Consider the following 16,592-nt stretch of genomic DNA (forward strand, 5'->3'; position numbering starts at 1 on the left):
ACAAAGGAATAAAAATACTTCGTTTAATTGACAATCTATGCTTGAAAGTTGGCATTGCATTCGTTAAACTAAGTGAGATTGGAAACTTGTGAGGAGGAAATAATATGGCAAATCCAACAATTGCAATCGTTGGCCGCCCGAACGTCGGTAAGTCTACGATTTTTAACCGCATCGCTGGTGAGCGTATCTCGATTGTCGAAGATACTCCTGGAGTAACTCGTGATCGTATTTATGCAAAAGGCGAATGGTTAGGTCGAGAATTTAGCGTGATCGACACAGGCGGAATTGATCTTGGTGATGAACCTTTTATGGATCAGATCAAACATCAAGCAGAAATCGCGATTGAAGAAGCAGATGTGATCATCTGTGTAGTCAGCGGACGCGAAGGCGTGACAGACGCAGATGAGATGGTTGCGAAAATTTTATACAGAAGTAATAAACCAGTGATTTTAGCAGTCAATAAAGTAGATAATCCAGAAATGAGAAATGATATCTATGAATTTTATTCTTTAGGACTAGGCGATCCTTATCCTGTTTCAGGAAGCCACGGACTAGGAATTGGCGATATTTTAGATGAAGCAGTGAAGTATTTCTCTGAAGAGACTGAAGAAGAGGATGACGACACGATCAAGTTTAGTTTGATTGGTCGCCCAAATGTTGGTAAATCTTCTTTGATCAACGCGATTTTAGGAGAAGAACGGGTGATTGTTTCAGATATTGAAGGAACGACACGGGATGCAATCGATACTCACTTTGTTTCTGAAAGTGGACAGAAATTCTTGATGATCGATACAGCCGGCATGCGTAAACGCGGAAAAGTATATGAAAATACTGAGAAATACAGCGTGATGCGTGCGATGCGTGCGATCGACCGTTCTGACATCGTTTTGATGGTACTGAACGCGGAAGAAGGGATTCGAGAACAAGACAAGCGAGTAGCGGGTTACGCTCATGAAGCTGGTCGTGGTGTCATTATCGTTGTGAATAAATGGGACCTTGTGAAGAAAGAAACCAATACGATGCGTGATTTCGAACAAGAGATCCGTGATGAATTCCGATATTTAGATTACGCACCGATCGTCTTTGTTTCTGCAGTGACTAAACAACGGTTGGAACGTCTTCCTGAAATGATCGAACAAGTAAGTATGAACCAGAATCTTCGTATCTCTTCTGCTGTTTTGAATGATATCATTATGGATGCTGTAGCCATCAATCCAACACCGACAGATAAAGGAAAACGGCTGAAGATCTTTTATGCTACACAAGTCGCTGTCAAACCGCCTACATTTGTTGTTTTTGTCAATGAAGAGGAATTGATGCACTTTTCTTATGAGCGTTTCTTAGAAAATCAAATCAGAAAAGCATTTACTTTTGAAGGGACATCCATTCGAATCATCCCTCGTAGAAGAAAATAGGCATTTTACCATATCAACGTTTTTTTTTCAAAAGAAAAAGACAGTTTTGTTTGTTACGTTTCTATGACTAAAAAAAGCATATGAAAATTGGTAAAAACCTTGCTATTAAGCGGTTCATATGATATCGTGATAACAGAATATTGAAGTTAATCAATATTTCTTTTTAAACTTCTGGACCACTCAGAAAGTTTTAACTAAATGATATTTCTATCATATCTCTTGTGGAGGAGGTGAATCTATCCATGGCAAACAAAGCAGAATTAATCGAAAAAGTTGCTTCAGCTACTGATTTAACTAAAAAAGATGCAACTGCAGCAGTAGATGCTGTATTTTCAACTATTCAAGATGCTTTAGCTAACGGCGAAAAAGTTCAATTAATCGGTTTTGGTAACTTTGAAGTTCGCGAACGCGCAGCTCGCAAAGGTCGCAACCCACAAACTGGTGAAGAAATCGAAATTCCAGCTAGCAAAGTACCTGCATTCAAACCAGGTAAAGCATTAAAAGACGCTGTTAAATAAGACAGTAAAAAAGCGCTTGTGGCTCTAGGGCTACAAGTGCTTTTCTTTTTATTTCCTAGCAGAAAAAGTCAATTAAGAGACAAAAATTTCGAATCCGCATGTCATACATAAAAAACGCATGTATTTTATTTAATTTTTATTTATTTCCAAGTTAAGAGGTGGACTTTGCCCTTATCTTTTCTAGATTTTGCTTACTAATGGTAAAATAAAAATAAGAAGAGGAGGGATGCGCATGGAACTTGATTATCAAGTAGAAGAAGCATTGACAAAAGTGTTCTACGGAGAAACGCTTGTCAGTCAACTAAGAGCACTTTCGATCGATCAACCCATCTTGTTTTTAACAAATCAGCGTTATTATGATTTGTTTGCAGATAAGATCAACCCATTATTTGCAAATCAGGCAAATAATGACTGGTACATTTGTGCCAATACTCAATGCAATCATTTAACAGAATTGAAGAACTTGCTTGATTTCACCAAACGCTATCCCGAAAATCAATCCATGTTTGTTATCGGATTTGGAAATGAAGGGATCATGGATCTGGCAGGTTTTTTTCAAAAACATACAATCCTTGATTCATCACTTTGGCTGATTCCTGTGTCCATCCGTTCCCTGAGCCGAGCATTAACTCCACAGCGAACGATTTTGCAGCTACCGAATCGTGTAGTGCTGCAAACCATCAACATGCCAGAACGCATCGTTTATGATCAAACGATCAGCGAGCGGCAAGTGGACGGAAAACAGATTGACTTTTTGACTTTTATCTGTTGCGGAATGATTTGTGATCACCGTTTTTTACAAAACTTGTATAAAAACTATCCAAATAAAAAGCAATTAACGACCCGGCCATTTGCCGGGATGATCGAAGAAATGATTTATTTTTATCAATTAGAGGCAGAAAATCTGTCAAATTATGGTAAACTGTTTGAACAAGCTTTTTATCTGACTGAAAATGGGCACTTGCTTTCTGCTAGTATGAAAAAATTTTTAGGGATGATGTTTCATTTCGTGTGGAATCTCCAAGCCTATCCTTTTGATTTCCAACTAAAAAATTTTTTTGTATGGCTAGACTTGCTTGGCTATCCTATCCAATGGTTGGAACAGATTTCAAAGATGGAGTATTTGGAAAAAGTCCTTTTCTTGGCAGAAAAAAGCAAAAAAATACTTGTTTTAGAAAAAATAGGTATAATAGACGGATACCAACGACCAAACGAAAAAGAATTGTTGAGAACAATGACGGTATTTCAACAAATCGTCAGCGAGATAAGAGGGAATTGAAATGAATACAAATAGCGAAAAAATGTTGCAAGCTTTATCAGATGAAGATCTGGCACAAGCACAACTCTTTTTAGAAAAAGCATTAAAAGAAGATCCAGCAGATATATTAGCTGAACTAGGGGAAGAATTGCTAGCTATTGGCTTTTTGATCGAGGCAAAACAGATTTTTGAACAATTGATCAACCAATATCCAGAAAATGACGGACTAAACATCCCGCTAGCAGAAATTGCAATCGAAGACAATGAGATCGACCTAGCTTTTGAATACTTGGAAAAAGTGGATAAGGAAAGTGATTACTATCCGCAAAGCTTATTGGCGATAGCTGATTTGTACCAAGTCATCGGGATTCCTGAAGTGAGTGAAGCAAAATTGAAAGAAGCGGCAGGGTTGCTACCGGATGAACCATTGATCCAGTTTGCACTAGCTGAATTGTATTTTTCAGTCGATCGTTTCAAAGAGGCAGCAGTGATTTATGAAACATTGTTGGCAAGTGGGATAAACGAGATGTCAGGAATCTCGATGCAAGAACGTTTAGGGCAATCCTTAAGCATGCAAGGTGAATTTGAAGCAGCTATCGCACCTTTAGAAGAAGCATTGAAAGAAGAAAAGACAGATGATCGACTGTTCCAGCTAGCTTTTACGAATCTCCAATTAAAAGAAAATCAGCAAGCAATCAACTATCTGGAAGAGCTTCGAGAAGTTAATCCACATTATCAATCATTATATTTATATCTAGGACAAGCTCTTCAAGAAGAAGAAATGGTTGAAGAAGCGCAAACAGTGTTAGAAGAAGGAATCAAAGAAAATCCTTACCAAGTTGAACTTTATCATCTAGCCTCTGAAAATGCTTTTCGTCTGCACGACAAACAGCGAGCAGAGGAACTCTTGCTGAAAGCTTTAGAAGTAGGAGACAAACAAGATGAAACATTACTTACTTTAAGCAATCTTTACTTGGATGATGAAAGATATGAAGATGTGATACAAGTGATCAATCAGATGGAAGAAACTGCTAATCCGTATGCGGAATGGAATCTAGCGCATGCTTATAATGAATTAGAAGACTTCACCGTTGCAGCTGTACACTATGAACAAGCTTATCATGAACTATCTCATGAACCAGATTTCTTGAAAGAATATGCCTTTTTCTTAAGAGAAGAAGGACAGCTAAAAAGAGCACAAGAATTATTGATTTATTATTTAAAACTTGAACCAGGAGATATGGAGGCACTGTCATTATTAGATGATCTAACAGAGAGGTGAGAAAAATGCTAATTGATGTACGGGAAAAGAAGAATTTTTTAACGTGGATGGTCAATCATGTATCTTTTAGCCGAAGAGAAGTTTTTTGGATCTTGAATTATCTTGCCAATCATGAAGCAATTTTAAGTAATGTCCACTTTGTAGAAGGGGCAAATTTTGCGGATCGAGGTCTGCAAATCAGTGATCTATCTGTTGAAGGGGAACCAATGAAATTGTTTTTGCAGGGAAAAGAATTTACGGATACAGATCAGATTTTCCATGAGATCCGATTGAATTGGAAGAAACCTTTATATGTGGAATGTCTATTTGAGAATGCTTGGCAGACAAGAGAATATCTATCGATCTTAGAAGATAATCCATTTTCTTCTTGGGATGCTTCTGTCAGTGAAGAAGATACTGAATTGATCGAGCGATATTTTCAAGAAAAAGAAGAAGCAGCAAAACTAAATATGCTTTATGCTCAAATCGATCAAGCGCTAGAAGATGGAGACAGGGATGCATTTTTGAAATTGTCTGATGAAGTCAACCGAAAAATCCTTTTGCAGACGCAAAAGAAAAATAATCGAGTAAGTGAACATAATAATTAGCTAAAAATGAATCATACCAAAAAAGACAAGGGATAGCTGGATTTGGAATCTTTCCTCACAGCTACCCCTTGTCTTTTTTATCGTTTTTTCAGTAATCTTGTTTGTGGCTTCAAATAGGTAAACCCTTGCCCTTCAACTTCATGCACATTAATAATCGACAGAAAAGCTTTTTCGTCAATCTCGTGGACGATTCTCTTGGCTTCCGTTAATTCACTAGAACTAACGACCATGTAGATGATCTTTTTTGAATTTCCAGAGAATGCACCTTCGCCAGAGAGGAAAGTGACGCCTCTTTGCAGACCGGTCATCAGCAGCGGTGCAATCTCTTCACTTTTGTTGGAGACGACAAGCAGACCTTTTGCAGAATACCCACCATCCAAGATTGAATCAATTACGCGACTGAAAACATAGGAAACGATCAACGTATACATCATGCGTTTCAAGTCGATATAGGTTAAGGAAGCAAGCAAGACGATGATATCGAATGCCAATAGGGAACGCCCCATGGAGATGCCGTAATTTTGTTCTAAAATCCGAGCGATAATATCGCTTCCGCCTGTTGTTCCACCCATCCGATAGACGATCCCGCTTCCTACCCCTGCAACCAAACCCGCAAGTAGAGAAACGATCAGTAGATCATGCTGTAAATTGATTTCTAGCGGAACCCGTTGCCAGATCCATAAAAAGAATGACAAAGAGAGTGTACCTAGAACAGTATAGGCTAAAGAACGTTTTCCCAGAATCTTTCCCCCTAGTAAAATCAACGGGATATTGATTAATAAAGTCGTATAAGCTGGATCAATTCCGAATAAAGCTCTCAAGATCAAGGTGATTCCTGAGACGCCCCCTTCTGCTAAGTGATTAGCGATGTTCAAATAAACAAGTCCAAATGCGTAAATACTCGTTCCTATAATAATAAAAAGTACTTCTTTTACTGTTTTCCGTGTGGCCATATGAATCCCAGCTTTCAATTATGTATTTTCCCAGAATCTCCATTTAGAAATTCCTTCCTAAATGTAGCATGGAAATTCGATTTTCTCAATTGCTCTTATCTAGGATTTGCGTTAAAGTTTTGGTAAGATAGTTTTGGAGGGGAAAAGATGGATGAAAAACGTTCTTTATACAGTATGCAGCAGGAAGTAGATGAGTATATCCAACAATTCAAGGTCGGGTATTTCTCTCCATTAGCTCAGCTGGCTCGATTAACGGAAGAAGTAGGTGAATTGGCCAGAGAAGTCAACCACACTTATGGAGAAAAAAGCAAAAAAGCTTCGGAACCAGATAACTCGGTAGCAGAAGAACTTGGAGATGTTTTATTCGTTACGATGATCATGGCTAATTCATTGAATATCGACTTAACTGATGTTTTTGAAAAAAATATGGAAAAATTCAATCACAGAGACCATAACCGCTTTGAACGGAAGGACAAGTAAAAAAGATGAAGTGGTTTGTGCTTTGAAGCCGCTAAAACGGACGTATCAATCAGGCATCATGCAACTGAGTACTTATCTCAGTACAAGAAACACACAGGAAAGGTTGGAAAAATGAAATTAAAACAATTACCTCTGGAATACCAAAAGGCAATTCCAGTTCTGAAAAAATTAGAAAATGCAGGATATGAAGCTTATTTTGTAGGTGGAAGTGTTCGTGATATCTTGCTGAACCAGCCGATCCATGATGTGGATATCGCAACAAGCGCATTTCCAGAAGAAATCAAACAGCTTTTTCCAAAAACGATAGATATCGGGATCGAACACGGGACTGTATTGGTATTAGAAAACAATGAACAATATGAAATCACCACATTTCGGACGGAGTCAACTTATCAGGACTACCGTAGACCAGATTATGTAGAATTCGTTCGTTCGTTGGAAGAAGACTTAAAACGAAGAGATTTTACAATCAATGCCTTTGCTTTGAAAGAAGACGGCGAAATCATCGATTTGTTCGATGGTCTGCAAGATTTAGAAGAACAAATCTTGCGAGCTGTAGGCAATCCTCATGAGCGGTTCCATGAAGATGCCTTGCGAATGATGCGCGGGTTGCGTTTTGTCAGTCAATTAGGATTCAAATTAGAGGAAGAAACCTTCTACGCCATCAAAGAAAACCACGAGCTATTAGGCAAAATATCTGTAGAACGCATAAATGTGGAATTCATCAAGATGCTTTTGGGAAATGAACGGTCTGCAGGAATCCATGCATTCATTGAAACAGAATGTTATATTTGCTGCCCTGGTTTGAGAGAAGAAGGTGAAGCACTTTTACGTTTTGCTGAATTACCTTCCGTTCCATTGAAAGAAGAGAGTCAAGCATGGACATTATTAATCAGTCAACTGGATCTAAAAGAAAATGAAATCCGCTCCTTTTTGAAATCGTGGAAGTGTTCCAATCAAATGATCAAGGATGTCCAAGCACTTGTTCAAGGACTGCGTCAACGAAAAACTGGAGTTTTAGAACCGTTCGAATTATACTTCTTAGGCAAAGACCATGCATTGCAAGTAGAAGAATTAATGACTTATTTTGATGAAACACCACAGATGGATGTCGTAGAAGAATCCTATGATCGTTTACCTATCAAGTCATTAAGCGAATTAGCTGTAGATGGTAAAATCTTGCTGGAAGAAAGTGGAAAAAAACCTGGTAAGTGGGTTAGTGAAGCTTTGCAATCAGCTGAAAAAGCTGTCGTAGAACAAAGAATAGAAAATGATAAAAAACAGGTTTTGGATTTTTTATCGAAAGAAAAATTGATTTAAAAAACGCTAGACTGTATCTGCTCAGCTTGGCTAGCTACTTAAACTGGGCAGATACGTCATTAGAAGAAAAAACATAAAATGTGACCACTTACATAAATTTGTGCTAAACTGAGGAAGTACAAGAATAAATTACATCATAAAGGAGTCTTTTTAATGAGTAAAGAAATGACAGCGCTAAAATTTTATTTTAGAAATGGAGAAACATGGACGATTAACCGCCGTCACATCGGCGATCTTTGGATCAAACAAATCACAACAAGTTTTGGACGGATCAATGGCAGTGAATTTGTTGAAATCCATCCATGTGCCGGATTTAAAATCGAAATCTTCCATGAAGGAGATGCAGTTGCGACACATGATATCAACTTAGGTGGACTAGAAATGGGCATGTTTAATCGTGCATTGAAATACGAAGATATCGAACGAATGGAAATCCTTTACCGCAATGGAACACCTGATCTTGTATACTTCCCATATCTAGATAAAGGAACAGAAGGATTAGACAATCAATACCAATCTACAAAAATCAGCGAAAAAACAGGTAATTTGTACATCGTGATCAACCCAGATCAACGAGTAGAAGATGTATACGGAGAATTTTTCGAATAAATTGATTTTACGCAAAAATGAGGTTGTGAAAGAGACATTCAGCCTTGAGTGATAATGAGAACTCTAACAAAAAAAATTGCGACGAGTAACCACAAGAGCGATAAGAAGTGATGTTGAAAATAGCTTCCCATATTTTACAAAATCGTGCCTTATGGCTGATAGGCTGTCTCTAGAACACCATTTATTCAGAATAAGGGGCTGTGACAAGACTTTTGTCACAGTCTTTTTTTGTTGTGACAAAGGAACAAGGAGGATATGATAAAAAAACAAACATTATTTTTGTTAGAAACTTTTATCTTTCTTAAGTTTTACTTGATATATGAGACTATTTGGAATAGAATGAGGCGTTGAAAAATTTATGGAAATTTCTAACTAGCAATAAACGATGAAACAATGAAATATTTTTCATTCAAAGAGAACTTTGCTATAATGATGGAAGTTTGTGTATAGGAGATCTAGAAAATGAGAGAAAGTTTTGAACAACAAAAAAAACTGTTGCATGATCGCTATGGCGCCCTTTCGATGGATGACCGCCGTCAAATACTTTGTAAGTTGCGTAAAAGAAATATATTGATGTATCGTCAGTTGGAACGTCTAAAACATGATCTGCTTCGTTTGGAGTCAAAACGTGTACAGTGTGAATTAGAGGGAAATCAAACACAAGTTGAAGTAGTTGAAACCAAAATTTTAAAGAAAAAAGAACAATTTTTAAAAATGCTTACACAAAATAAAAAATAAAGGGGATGGACGATGGAATTTGCTGAGTTAGTTATTGTATTTGCAGTAACGATCACCTTATCGAACATAGCTAGCCGCATTTTGCCAATGATCCCAGCTCCACTGATTCAAATTTTCCTTGGAGTGGTATTAGGTCTGACAGAGTGGGGACAATCAGTTGATTTTGAACCTGAATTGTTCTTGGTTATGATCATTGCACCATTATTATTTAGAGAAGGAGAAAAAGCAGATATTTCTTCGATTCTCAAAAATTTCGGGACGATTCTGTTCTTGGCATTTGGCGGAGTCATTTTGACCCTTGTCGGCGTAGGTGCGACGTTGTCATTCCTGTTGCCAAGTGTCCCTCTTGCTGCCTGCTTTGCTTTTGGAGCAGCGTTAGGTCCGACAGATGCGGTAGCAGTCAGTTCGCTTTCTGGACGGGTGAATATCCCTAAGAAAGCAATGCATATTTTAGAAGGAGAAGGCCTGTTGAATGATGCATCTGGTGTTACTGCCTTCCAGTTTGCTCTTGGTGCGCTGATCACCGGTTCTTTTTCCGCAGTAAATGCTGGGATGAGTTTAGTGGTCTCCAGTATTGGTGGAGCTTTGATCGGTTTTTTGCTTGTCTGGTTCAAACAAAAAATAATCCATTTGATTGAAAAAGCATCGGCACAAGATGTCACAGGGTATCTGCTGATCGAACTTTTGCTTCCTTTTCTAGCCTATGTATTGGCAGAGGCATTTGATGTATCTGGGATCATTGCTGCAGTGGCAGCAGGTATTCTCCAAGCTTCTGGTTTTAGGAAAATCACCGTGTTTGATGCAGAGTTGTCGAGTTTGTCCCACAGTACATGGACAACTATTGCTTTTACACTGAATGCATTAGTGTTTATATTCTTAGGAATCGAACTGACACAAGTATTCTCGCCGGTATGGGGAGACGGTTTATACCCAAACGGTCTTTTGTTAGCGATTATCGTATTGATCTCTATTATGCTTTTTGTGATTAGATTCATTTCCATCAGTCTTTTTTATATATTCAAAGATGGTAGTAAAAAGTTCAAAAAACAGTTGAACGAGATCTTGATTTTGACATTTGGCGGTGTAAAGGGAACAGTCAGTTTGGCTACGATCTTTATTTTGCCCTTTTCAATCAATAATATGATGTTTTACCAGCGATCTTTACTTTTGTTTCTGACGGCCGGTGTCATCTTAGTGACTTTGGTCATAGGGATCATTGTCTTGCCTATGCTGACGGAAACAGAGGAAGCGAAAAGCACGGATTTGAATGCTTTGATGATCTTAGAAGAGGTCGTTGAAGTTTTGCGAAAAGAAATAAAGGAAATTGATCGTGATACAAAAGAATTTTTAGCCACTGAAGCAGTGATAGAAAATTACCAGGAACGAATACGTGATCTGTACTTGGAAGATTTAACCGATGATGAAAAGCAAGAAGTACAAGAAATACAAGCGCTGATTTTGTCGATCGAACGCGACGGATTAGATGAAAGTTATCGTTCGGGTAAACTTTCTTCTAATGGTTATCGCTTTTATTCCCGTTTTCTTTCCCGGTTCGAACATTCGATCACCAGTCAATTTTTATCTTTTATCGGCTTTTGGTTCATTGTTGTCCGTAGGTTGATGCGAATCGTTCTCCATCCAAAAATGTTTTGGCAAAGAAGGTATGCGGATCGTCAGACATTTATTAGTGATGAAGATATCCAAGAAATCAGGGAGACATATCAAAAAAATACCCAATTGATTATTGAAAGTTTAGATAACTTGACTGATATTTATGATGAAACGATGCTTCAATTTTTTATCCAGCAACGCAAACTTGAGGGAATAAAAATGAGCTCGGGGAATTTGATTTCTTCGTGGATGATCCAGCAAGATAGCCTGTTTACGAAAAAAATGCTGAGAGGTTATTATCTTGAAAGAAAAATCATTGATGAATACGAAGTTGCTGAGAAAATCACGACGTTTTCTGCGAATAGCTACCGTAGGAATATCAATTTGTTAGAATCTTATACGATGAACAAACCGTCAGATAACTTTTCTTTCCGATTTGCGTTTCGAGCAAAGTCAAAAAAATCGAGCGCAACGAAATAAAAAAATAGATTTTCAAGAACGATAAAAACAAAACATGTCAGAACAGGATCGGATCGGTCCTGTTCTTTTTTTGGAACACAAAAAGAACAAATTCGAAAAAATTTTTCCTGAAGTTCACTATTTTTATGATACAATATCCAAGATAAGGAGGGAACACGTTGAAAGAATTAAAAGTAACTGACCTCAAAAAAACTTATGGTGAAAAAGATTTGTTTGACCAGATTTCTTTTTTGATCCACGAAAAAGACCGTATCGGGTTGATTGGGACGAACGGGACGGGTAAAACAAGTCTCTTAAATATTATTGCTGGTATCGATAGCGGCGATGGTGATCGGCAAACAGTGTTTTATCCAACTGATTACCGTATAGGGTACCTTTCTCAAGCAGCTGAATTTTCTGATGAACTAACTGTTCTCCAAGCAGTCTTTCAAGGAAACAGTCCCTTGATCCAAACTGTTCGAGCATATGAGGAAGCATTGATCGAACTAGGGGAAAATGGAGAAGACCCTAATGTGCAAAAACGTTATGCTAAAGCAGAAGAACAAATGAATAAAGAAGATGCTTGGACCACAGATACCAATGCGAAGATTATTTTGCAAAAATTAGGAATCAGTGAACTAGATAAAAAAATCAATACGCTATCGGGTGGTCAGAAAAAACGCGTTAGTTTAGCTCAAGTGCTGATTGATGAACCCGATTTACTATTACTAGATGAGCCAACAAACCATTTGGATTATCAAGCAATCGAGTGGTTGGAAAACTATTTGAAACAATACCGTGGCGCCCTATTGATGGTTACCCACGATCGTTATTTTCTAGATCGAGTAGCAAACCGGATCTTCGAACTTTCATTTGGAAAATTATACGAGTACAAAGGAAATTATGAAGCTTACATCTTAGAAAAAGCAGAACGTGATCGTGTAGAAGTAGAACAAGAAGAAAAGCGCAAGCGACTTTATAAGCAAGAACTAGCATGGATGAGGGCAGGAGTGCAGGCTCGCGGTACCAAGCAGCAAGCACGAATCAACCGTTTCGAAGATCTAAAGGAGAATTTATATCAAGTAAACCAAGAAGATGACTTAGAATTGAATCTAGCGACACAACGTTTAGGAAAAAAAGTACTGGAAATCAAAGATGGCACTTACCGTATAAATGACCAAACACTGTTAGAACATTTAGATTTGCTGATCCAATCTCGGGAAAGGCTAGGAATTACTGGTAAAAATGGGGCAGGGAAATCGACATTGCTTAATATTCTAGCTGGCAGAATTCCTCTGGATAGCGGTACAATTTCTATCGGTGAAACGGTTCGGCTTGCGTATTATACACAAGAAAATGAAGAAATGGCACCAGATAAACGGATGATTGCTTACTTGCAAGAAGCCGCTGAAGAAGCAAAAACGGCTGATGGCAGTCAAATCGGGGTAGCAGAATTACTTGAACGATTTTTATTTCCGAGATTTATGCATGGGACACTGATTGGCAAACTTTCGGGCGGAGAAAAACGGCGATTGTTTTTGTTGAAACTGCTGATCCAACAACCCAATGTGTTATTATTGGATGAACCGACCAATGATTTGGACATAGCAACATTGACGATTTTGGAAGACTATTTCAGAAGTTTCCCAGGTGCTGTGATCACTGTTTCCCATGACCGTTATTTCTTGGATAAGGTAGCAGATAAGCTATTGGTATTCCAAGGAAACGGAAAACAAGAACTTTATTATGGAAACATGTCCAGTTATTTGCTGAAGCAAAAAGAACTCCAGCAGCCTGCAGAAAAAGTGAAGCCAAAAACACAGAGCAAGGAACCTGCTGGAAAGAAAAAATTATCTTATATGGAGCAAAAAGAATGGGAAACGATTGAAGAGGATATTGCAGAACTTGAAGAAAAAATCTCATTGCTCCAAGAAGAGATGAATCATCAAGGAGATGATTTCACTCGGTTACAGGAATTGCAAAACGACGTATCTGAGGCAGAAGCACAACTTGAAGAAAAAATGGCACGTTGGGAATATTTGAGTGAATGGGCAGAAGATTAGGAGGAAAAGGGATGGAACAAGCGTATCTTGACTTAGGAAGAAAATTGTTGGAAGAAGGACATCGTAAAGAAGACAGAACAGGCACGGGCACGTTAAGTTTATTCGGGTACCAAATGCGGTTTGATCTGCAAAAAGGGTTTCCTTTGTTAACAACGAAACGAGTACCTTTTGGCTTGATCAAAAGCGAACTGCTTTGGTTTTTAAAAGGAGATACGAACATCCGCTATCTATTACAAAATAAAAACCATATTTGGGATGAGTGGGCATTTGAACGCTATATCAAAAGTACAGATTATAACGGACCAGATATGACTGATTTTGGACATAGAAGTTTGACAGATCCTGAATTCAATGAAGAATACAAAAAGCAGAGCAAACTTTTTTGCGAAAAGATCCTAACAGATGATTCCTTTGCTGAGAAATACGGTGATCTTGGTCACATCTACGGTTATCAATGGCGGCACTGGGAGACAAAAGACGGCGGTTTTATCGATCAAATCAAAGAAGTGATCGAAGCAATCAAAAAGACACCTGATTCTAGAAGATTGATTGTCTCTGCATGGAATCCAGAAGATGTTCCTAGCATGGCTTTGCCACCTTGTCATACGATGTTTCAATTTTATGTGCAAGAGGGACGGTTAAGCTGCCAATTGTATCAACGTAGCGGGGATGTCTTTCTAGGTGTTCCGTTCAATATTGCAAGTTATGCGTTGTTGACTCACTTGATTGCACATGAAACAGGTTTAGAGGTGGGAGAATTTGTTCACACGTTAGGAGATGCACATCTTTATATCAACCATATCGAACAAATGAAAGAACAATTAAGCCGAGAAGTACGCGCATTTCCAACTTTAGCTTTGAATCAGGAAAAGCAGTCAGTATTTGATTTTGAGATGGAAGATATCCAGTTAGAAGGATATGACCCACATCCAACGATCAAAGCGCCTATCGCTGTTTAAAATCAGAAAGGATGAGAAAATGTTAGCTGCAATTTGGGCACAGGACGAAAACGGATTGATTGGAAAAGAAGACCGTCTTCCTTGGCGTTTGCCAAATGATCTGAAATTCTTTAAACAAATGACAGAAGCAAATACATTAGTGATGGGACGTAAAACTTTCGAAGGGATGGGCAGCCGTCCGTTGCCGAATCGTCAAACGATTGTTTTGACTAGAGATCCTTCCTATACAGCAGAAGGCGTGCATGTTATGCATAGTGTAGAAGAAGTGCTTGCCTTGGAAAAAGAAACAGACGGTATTTTTTTCATCGCTGGAGGTTCAGCTGTTTATCAAGAATTTCTACCATTTTGTACGATATTATATCGGACAGTCATCCATCATGTATTTGATGGAGATGCTTATTTTCCACCTGTTGACTGGTCTGATTGGTCACTGATCAATACGAGTCAAGGAGAAATAGATGAAAAAAATCGTTACCCGCATCAATTTGAAACGTATCAGCGTAATGAGAATCCTTTAAAAAAAGGGACAGGCGAATAGACGATAAAAAAACTATTGATGGAACAGCTTTTATTTAGAGCTGACCCATCAATAGCTTTTTTTATTAAGTAAAGAATAAAACAGAGAAGTACATAAAACCTGCACCTAACATAACAAACAAATGCCAAACAACATGCATATAGCGGATAGAATTCAAACTATAAAAGAATGCGCCTATCGTGTAAGAAAGGCCGCCTGCCACCATCAAAATAACACCAGTCATTCCAAGAGAGTGATAAAGAGGAACAGCAGCCACGACACAGAGCCACCCCATAAAAATATAGATGATCGTAGATACTTTTGATACTCTCTCCCGTTTATGCAACGTCAACGCTTTATATATAATGCCAAGAATCGCAAACAACCAGATCAATACAAATAAAGTCCAACCTAGCCATCCTCGGATACTCAGCAAACAAAAAGGAGTATAACTTCCTGCAATCAAAAGAAAAATCGAACTATGATCGAATACTTGGAACACCTTTTTTGCTTTTGTAAAAATCAATGAATGAAACAAAGTAGACGTTAAAAATAAAAGAATCATCATCGATCCATAGATAGCATAAGAGACAATATGGAGAGAGGAATGTAAGTGGGCACCCTTTACCAAAAGAATCACTAGTCCTGCGATACTCAATCCAGTCCCAATTCCATGGGTAACTGCATTAAACACTTCATTTAATATTTCATACGTTCGATTAAATTTCGTTTTTTCCATGAAAACGGCTCCTTTACTAGGTGTAATTAATGAAAAATCATTATTTGTCTGTTATACTAAAAATAGAATTTGTCTTACATGTAGTTTAACATGAATAAGGCATCTTGTTAAAGAAAGAGAGAGAGAAAATAATGACAAACGTAAAAATCGTAACAGATTCTTCATGTACGATGGAAAAAAACATACGCGACGCTTTAGGCATTCGTGTCATGCCGCTATCCATCATGATTGACGGAACAGTATATCCGGATGATGACCAATTAGACGGTGAAAGATTTATGGAAATGATGGCGAAAGCAAAAAATCTGCCAAAAACCAGCCAACCACCGATTGGAGAATTCATCTCAATGTATGATGAGTTAGGAGAAGACGGCAGTGAAGTGATTTCGATCCACATGACAAAAGGCTTGAGTGGAACAGTAGAAGCAGCAAGACAAGCTAGTAATTTAACAAAAACAAAAGTAACGGTTATCGACAGTGATACCACTGACCAAGGTTTATCGTTTCAGGTAATTCGAGCAGCTGAATTAGCAAAAGAAGGTAAATCAGTAGAGGAAATCCTTGAAGAAGTCAAAAAAGTACAAGATAATACAAAATTATACATCGGAATTTCCACACTAGACAACTTGGTAAAAGGTGGAAGAATCAGCCGGACGACTGGTTTATTGTCTAGTGTTTTGAACATACGCGTGGTGATGAATTTCGCCCACTCTGAATTGATCCCTGTAACGAAGGGGCGAGGAAAGAAAACGTTCGACAAATGGTTCAATAATTTGAAAAACGAACTGAAAGAATTGCCAAATGTGCGGCAAATCGGCATCTCACATGCGGATGCAAAAGAACTGGCACAAGAATTCAAAGAAGGTCTGCAAGAATTGTTTCCGGATATGCATATCCCTGTACTGCACACGAATCCGGTTATCGCTACGCATACTGGTAAAGACGCGTTTGCAATCATGTATTACGTAGACTAGTCAAAAAGAGGATAAGCCCTCAGCCTGCAAGGCTTTTAGCTTATTCTCTTTTTCTTTGTAAAAATAGGAAAATAATTATTTTCTTTTTTCATAAAGACTACCTTTTTGAT

16 protein-coding genes are annotated in these 16,592 nt (G+C 38.1%); 14 read left to right on the top strand and 2 right to left on the bottom strand.

All coding sequences use genetic code 11. The features are described from left to right. The first annotated feature begins 104 nt into the window (after positions 1-104). The 5 genes from der (at position 105) to ESP02_RS00740 (ending at position 5,060) form a co-directional block, all read left to right on the top strand. A complete protein-coding gene (gene der / locus ESP02_RS00720; RefSeq protein WP_002290177.1) occupies positions 105-1,415 on the top strand; it encodes a ribosome biogenesis GTPase Der in 1,311 nt (436 codons plus the stop codon). 242 nt (positions 1,416-1,657) lie between these two features. Further along, positions 1,658-1,933 (top strand): HU family DNA-binding protein, encoded by a 276-nt coding sequence (locus ESP02_RS00725; protein WP_002290178.1) that lies wholly within the window; start codon positions 1,658-1,660, stop codon positions 1,931-1,933. A 232-nt stretch (positions 1,934-2,165) separates the two neighbouring features. After that, positions 2,166-3,212 (top strand): hypothetical protein, encoded by a 1,047-nt coding sequence (locus ESP02_RS00730; protein WP_002309590.1) that lies wholly within the window; start codon positions 2,166-2,168, stop codon positions 3,210-3,212. 1 nt (position 3,213) lies between these two features. Continuing rightward, complete coding sequence (locus ESP02_RS00735) at positions 3,214-4,473, top strand: tetratricopeptide repeat protein (protein WP_038398824.1); 1,260 nt, start codon at positions 3,214-3,216, stop codon at positions 4,471-4,473. Positions 4,474-4,478: 5 nt separating this feature from the next. Beyond that, positions 4,479-5,060 (top strand): ReoY family proteolytic degradation factor, encoded by a 582-nt coding sequence (locus ESP02_RS00740; protein WP_002335598.1) that lies wholly within the window; start codon positions 4,479-4,481, stop codon positions 5,058-5,060. Positions 5,061-5,137: 77 nt separating this feature from the next. Here ESP02_RS00740 and ESP02_RS00745 read toward each other — a convergent pair whose 3' ends face one another. Next, on the bottom strand, positions 5,138-6,013 hold the full coding sequence (locus ESP02_RS00745; protein WP_002290183.1) for a YitT family protein: 876 nt from the start codon (positions 6,011-6,013) through the stop codon (positions 5,138-5,140). A 147-nt stretch (positions 6,014-6,160) separates the two neighbouring features. On the opposite strand from ESP02_RS00745, the gene ESP02_RS00750 reads away from it, so the two are divergent. The 8 genes from ESP02_RS00750 to ESP02_RS00785 all read left to right on the top strand — a co-directional run bounded on the left by ESP02_RS00750 (position 6,161) and on the right by ESP02_RS00785 (position 14,790). Next, positions 6,161-6,493 (top strand): nucleotide pyrophosphohydrolase, encoded by a 333-nt coding sequence (locus tag ESP02_RS00750; protein WP_002335599.1) that lies wholly within the window; start codon positions 6,161-6,163, stop codon positions 6,491-6,493. 111 nt (positions 6,494-6,604) lie between these two features. Beyond that, a complete protein-coding gene (locus tag ESP02_RS00755) occupies positions 6,605-7,813 on the top strand; it encodes a CCA tRNA nucleotidyltransferase (protein WP_010732783.1) in 1,209 nt (402 codons plus the stop codon). Positions 7,814-7,966: 153 nt separating this feature from the next. After that, the gene (locus ESP02_RS00760) at positions 7,967-8,422 is read left to right on the top strand and encodes a hypothetical protein (protein WP_002290187.1); all 456 of its coding nucleotides are present in this window, start codon (positions 7,967-7,969) and stop codon (positions 8,420-8,422) included. A gap of 462 nt (positions 8,423-8,884) precedes the next feature. Next, entirely contained in the window at positions 8,885-9,160 is a 276-nt protein-coding gene (locus ESP02_RS00765; RefSeq protein ID WP_002290188.1) for a hypothetical protein, read from the top strand. Between the two features lie 12 nt (positions 9,161-9,172). After that, positions 9,173-11,251, top strand: a complete 2,079-nt coding sequence (locus tag ESP02_RS00770; RefSeq protein ID WP_038398828.1) for a sodium:proton antiporter — start codon at positions 9,173-9,175, stop codon at positions 11,249-11,251. A gap of 158 nt (positions 11,252-11,409) precedes the next feature. Continuing rightward, complete coding sequence (locus ESP02_RS00775) at positions 11,410-13,293, top strand: ABC-F family ATP-binding cassette domain-containing protein (RefSeq protein WP_038398830.1); 1,884 nt, start codon at positions 11,410-11,412, stop codon at positions 13,291-13,293. An 11-nt stretch (positions 13,294-13,304) separates the two neighbouring features. Further along, positions 13,305-14,252, top strand: a complete 948-nt coding sequence (locus ESP02_RS00780) for a thymidylate synthase (RefSeq protein ID WP_002345052.1) — start codon at positions 13,305-13,307, stop codon at positions 14,250-14,252. A 19-nt stretch (positions 14,253-14,271) separates the two neighbouring features. Beyond that, entirely contained in the window at positions 14,272-14,790 is a 519-nt protein-coding gene (locus ESP02_RS00785; RefSeq protein ID WP_002290193.1) for a dihydrofolate reductase, read from the top strand. Positions 14,791-14,854: 64 nt separating this feature from the next. On the opposite strand, the gene ESP02_RS00790 is transcribed toward ESP02_RS00785, so the two are convergent. Then, positions 14,855-15,508: a hemolysin III family protein gene (locus ESP02_RS00790; RefSeq protein WP_038398833.1), complete on the bottom strand. Its 654-nt coding sequence runs from the start codon at positions 15,506-15,508 to the stop codon at positions 14,855-14,857. Positions 15,509-15,639: 131 nt separating this feature from the next. On the opposite strand from ESP02_RS00790, the gene ESP02_RS00795 reads away from it, so the two are divergent. Beyond that, positions 15,640-16,482, top strand: coding sequence for a DegV family protein (locus ESP02_RS00795; RefSeq protein WP_002309576.1), 843 nt, complete (start codon positions 15,640-15,642; stop codon positions 16,480-16,482). Positions 16,483-16,592: the final 110 nt, after the last annotated feature.

The organism is Enterococcus sp. NBRC 3427, assembly GCF_007996925.1.
Lineage (GTDB): Bacteria > Bacillota > Bacilli > Lactobacillales > Enterococcaceae > Enterococcus_B > Enterococcus_B lactis.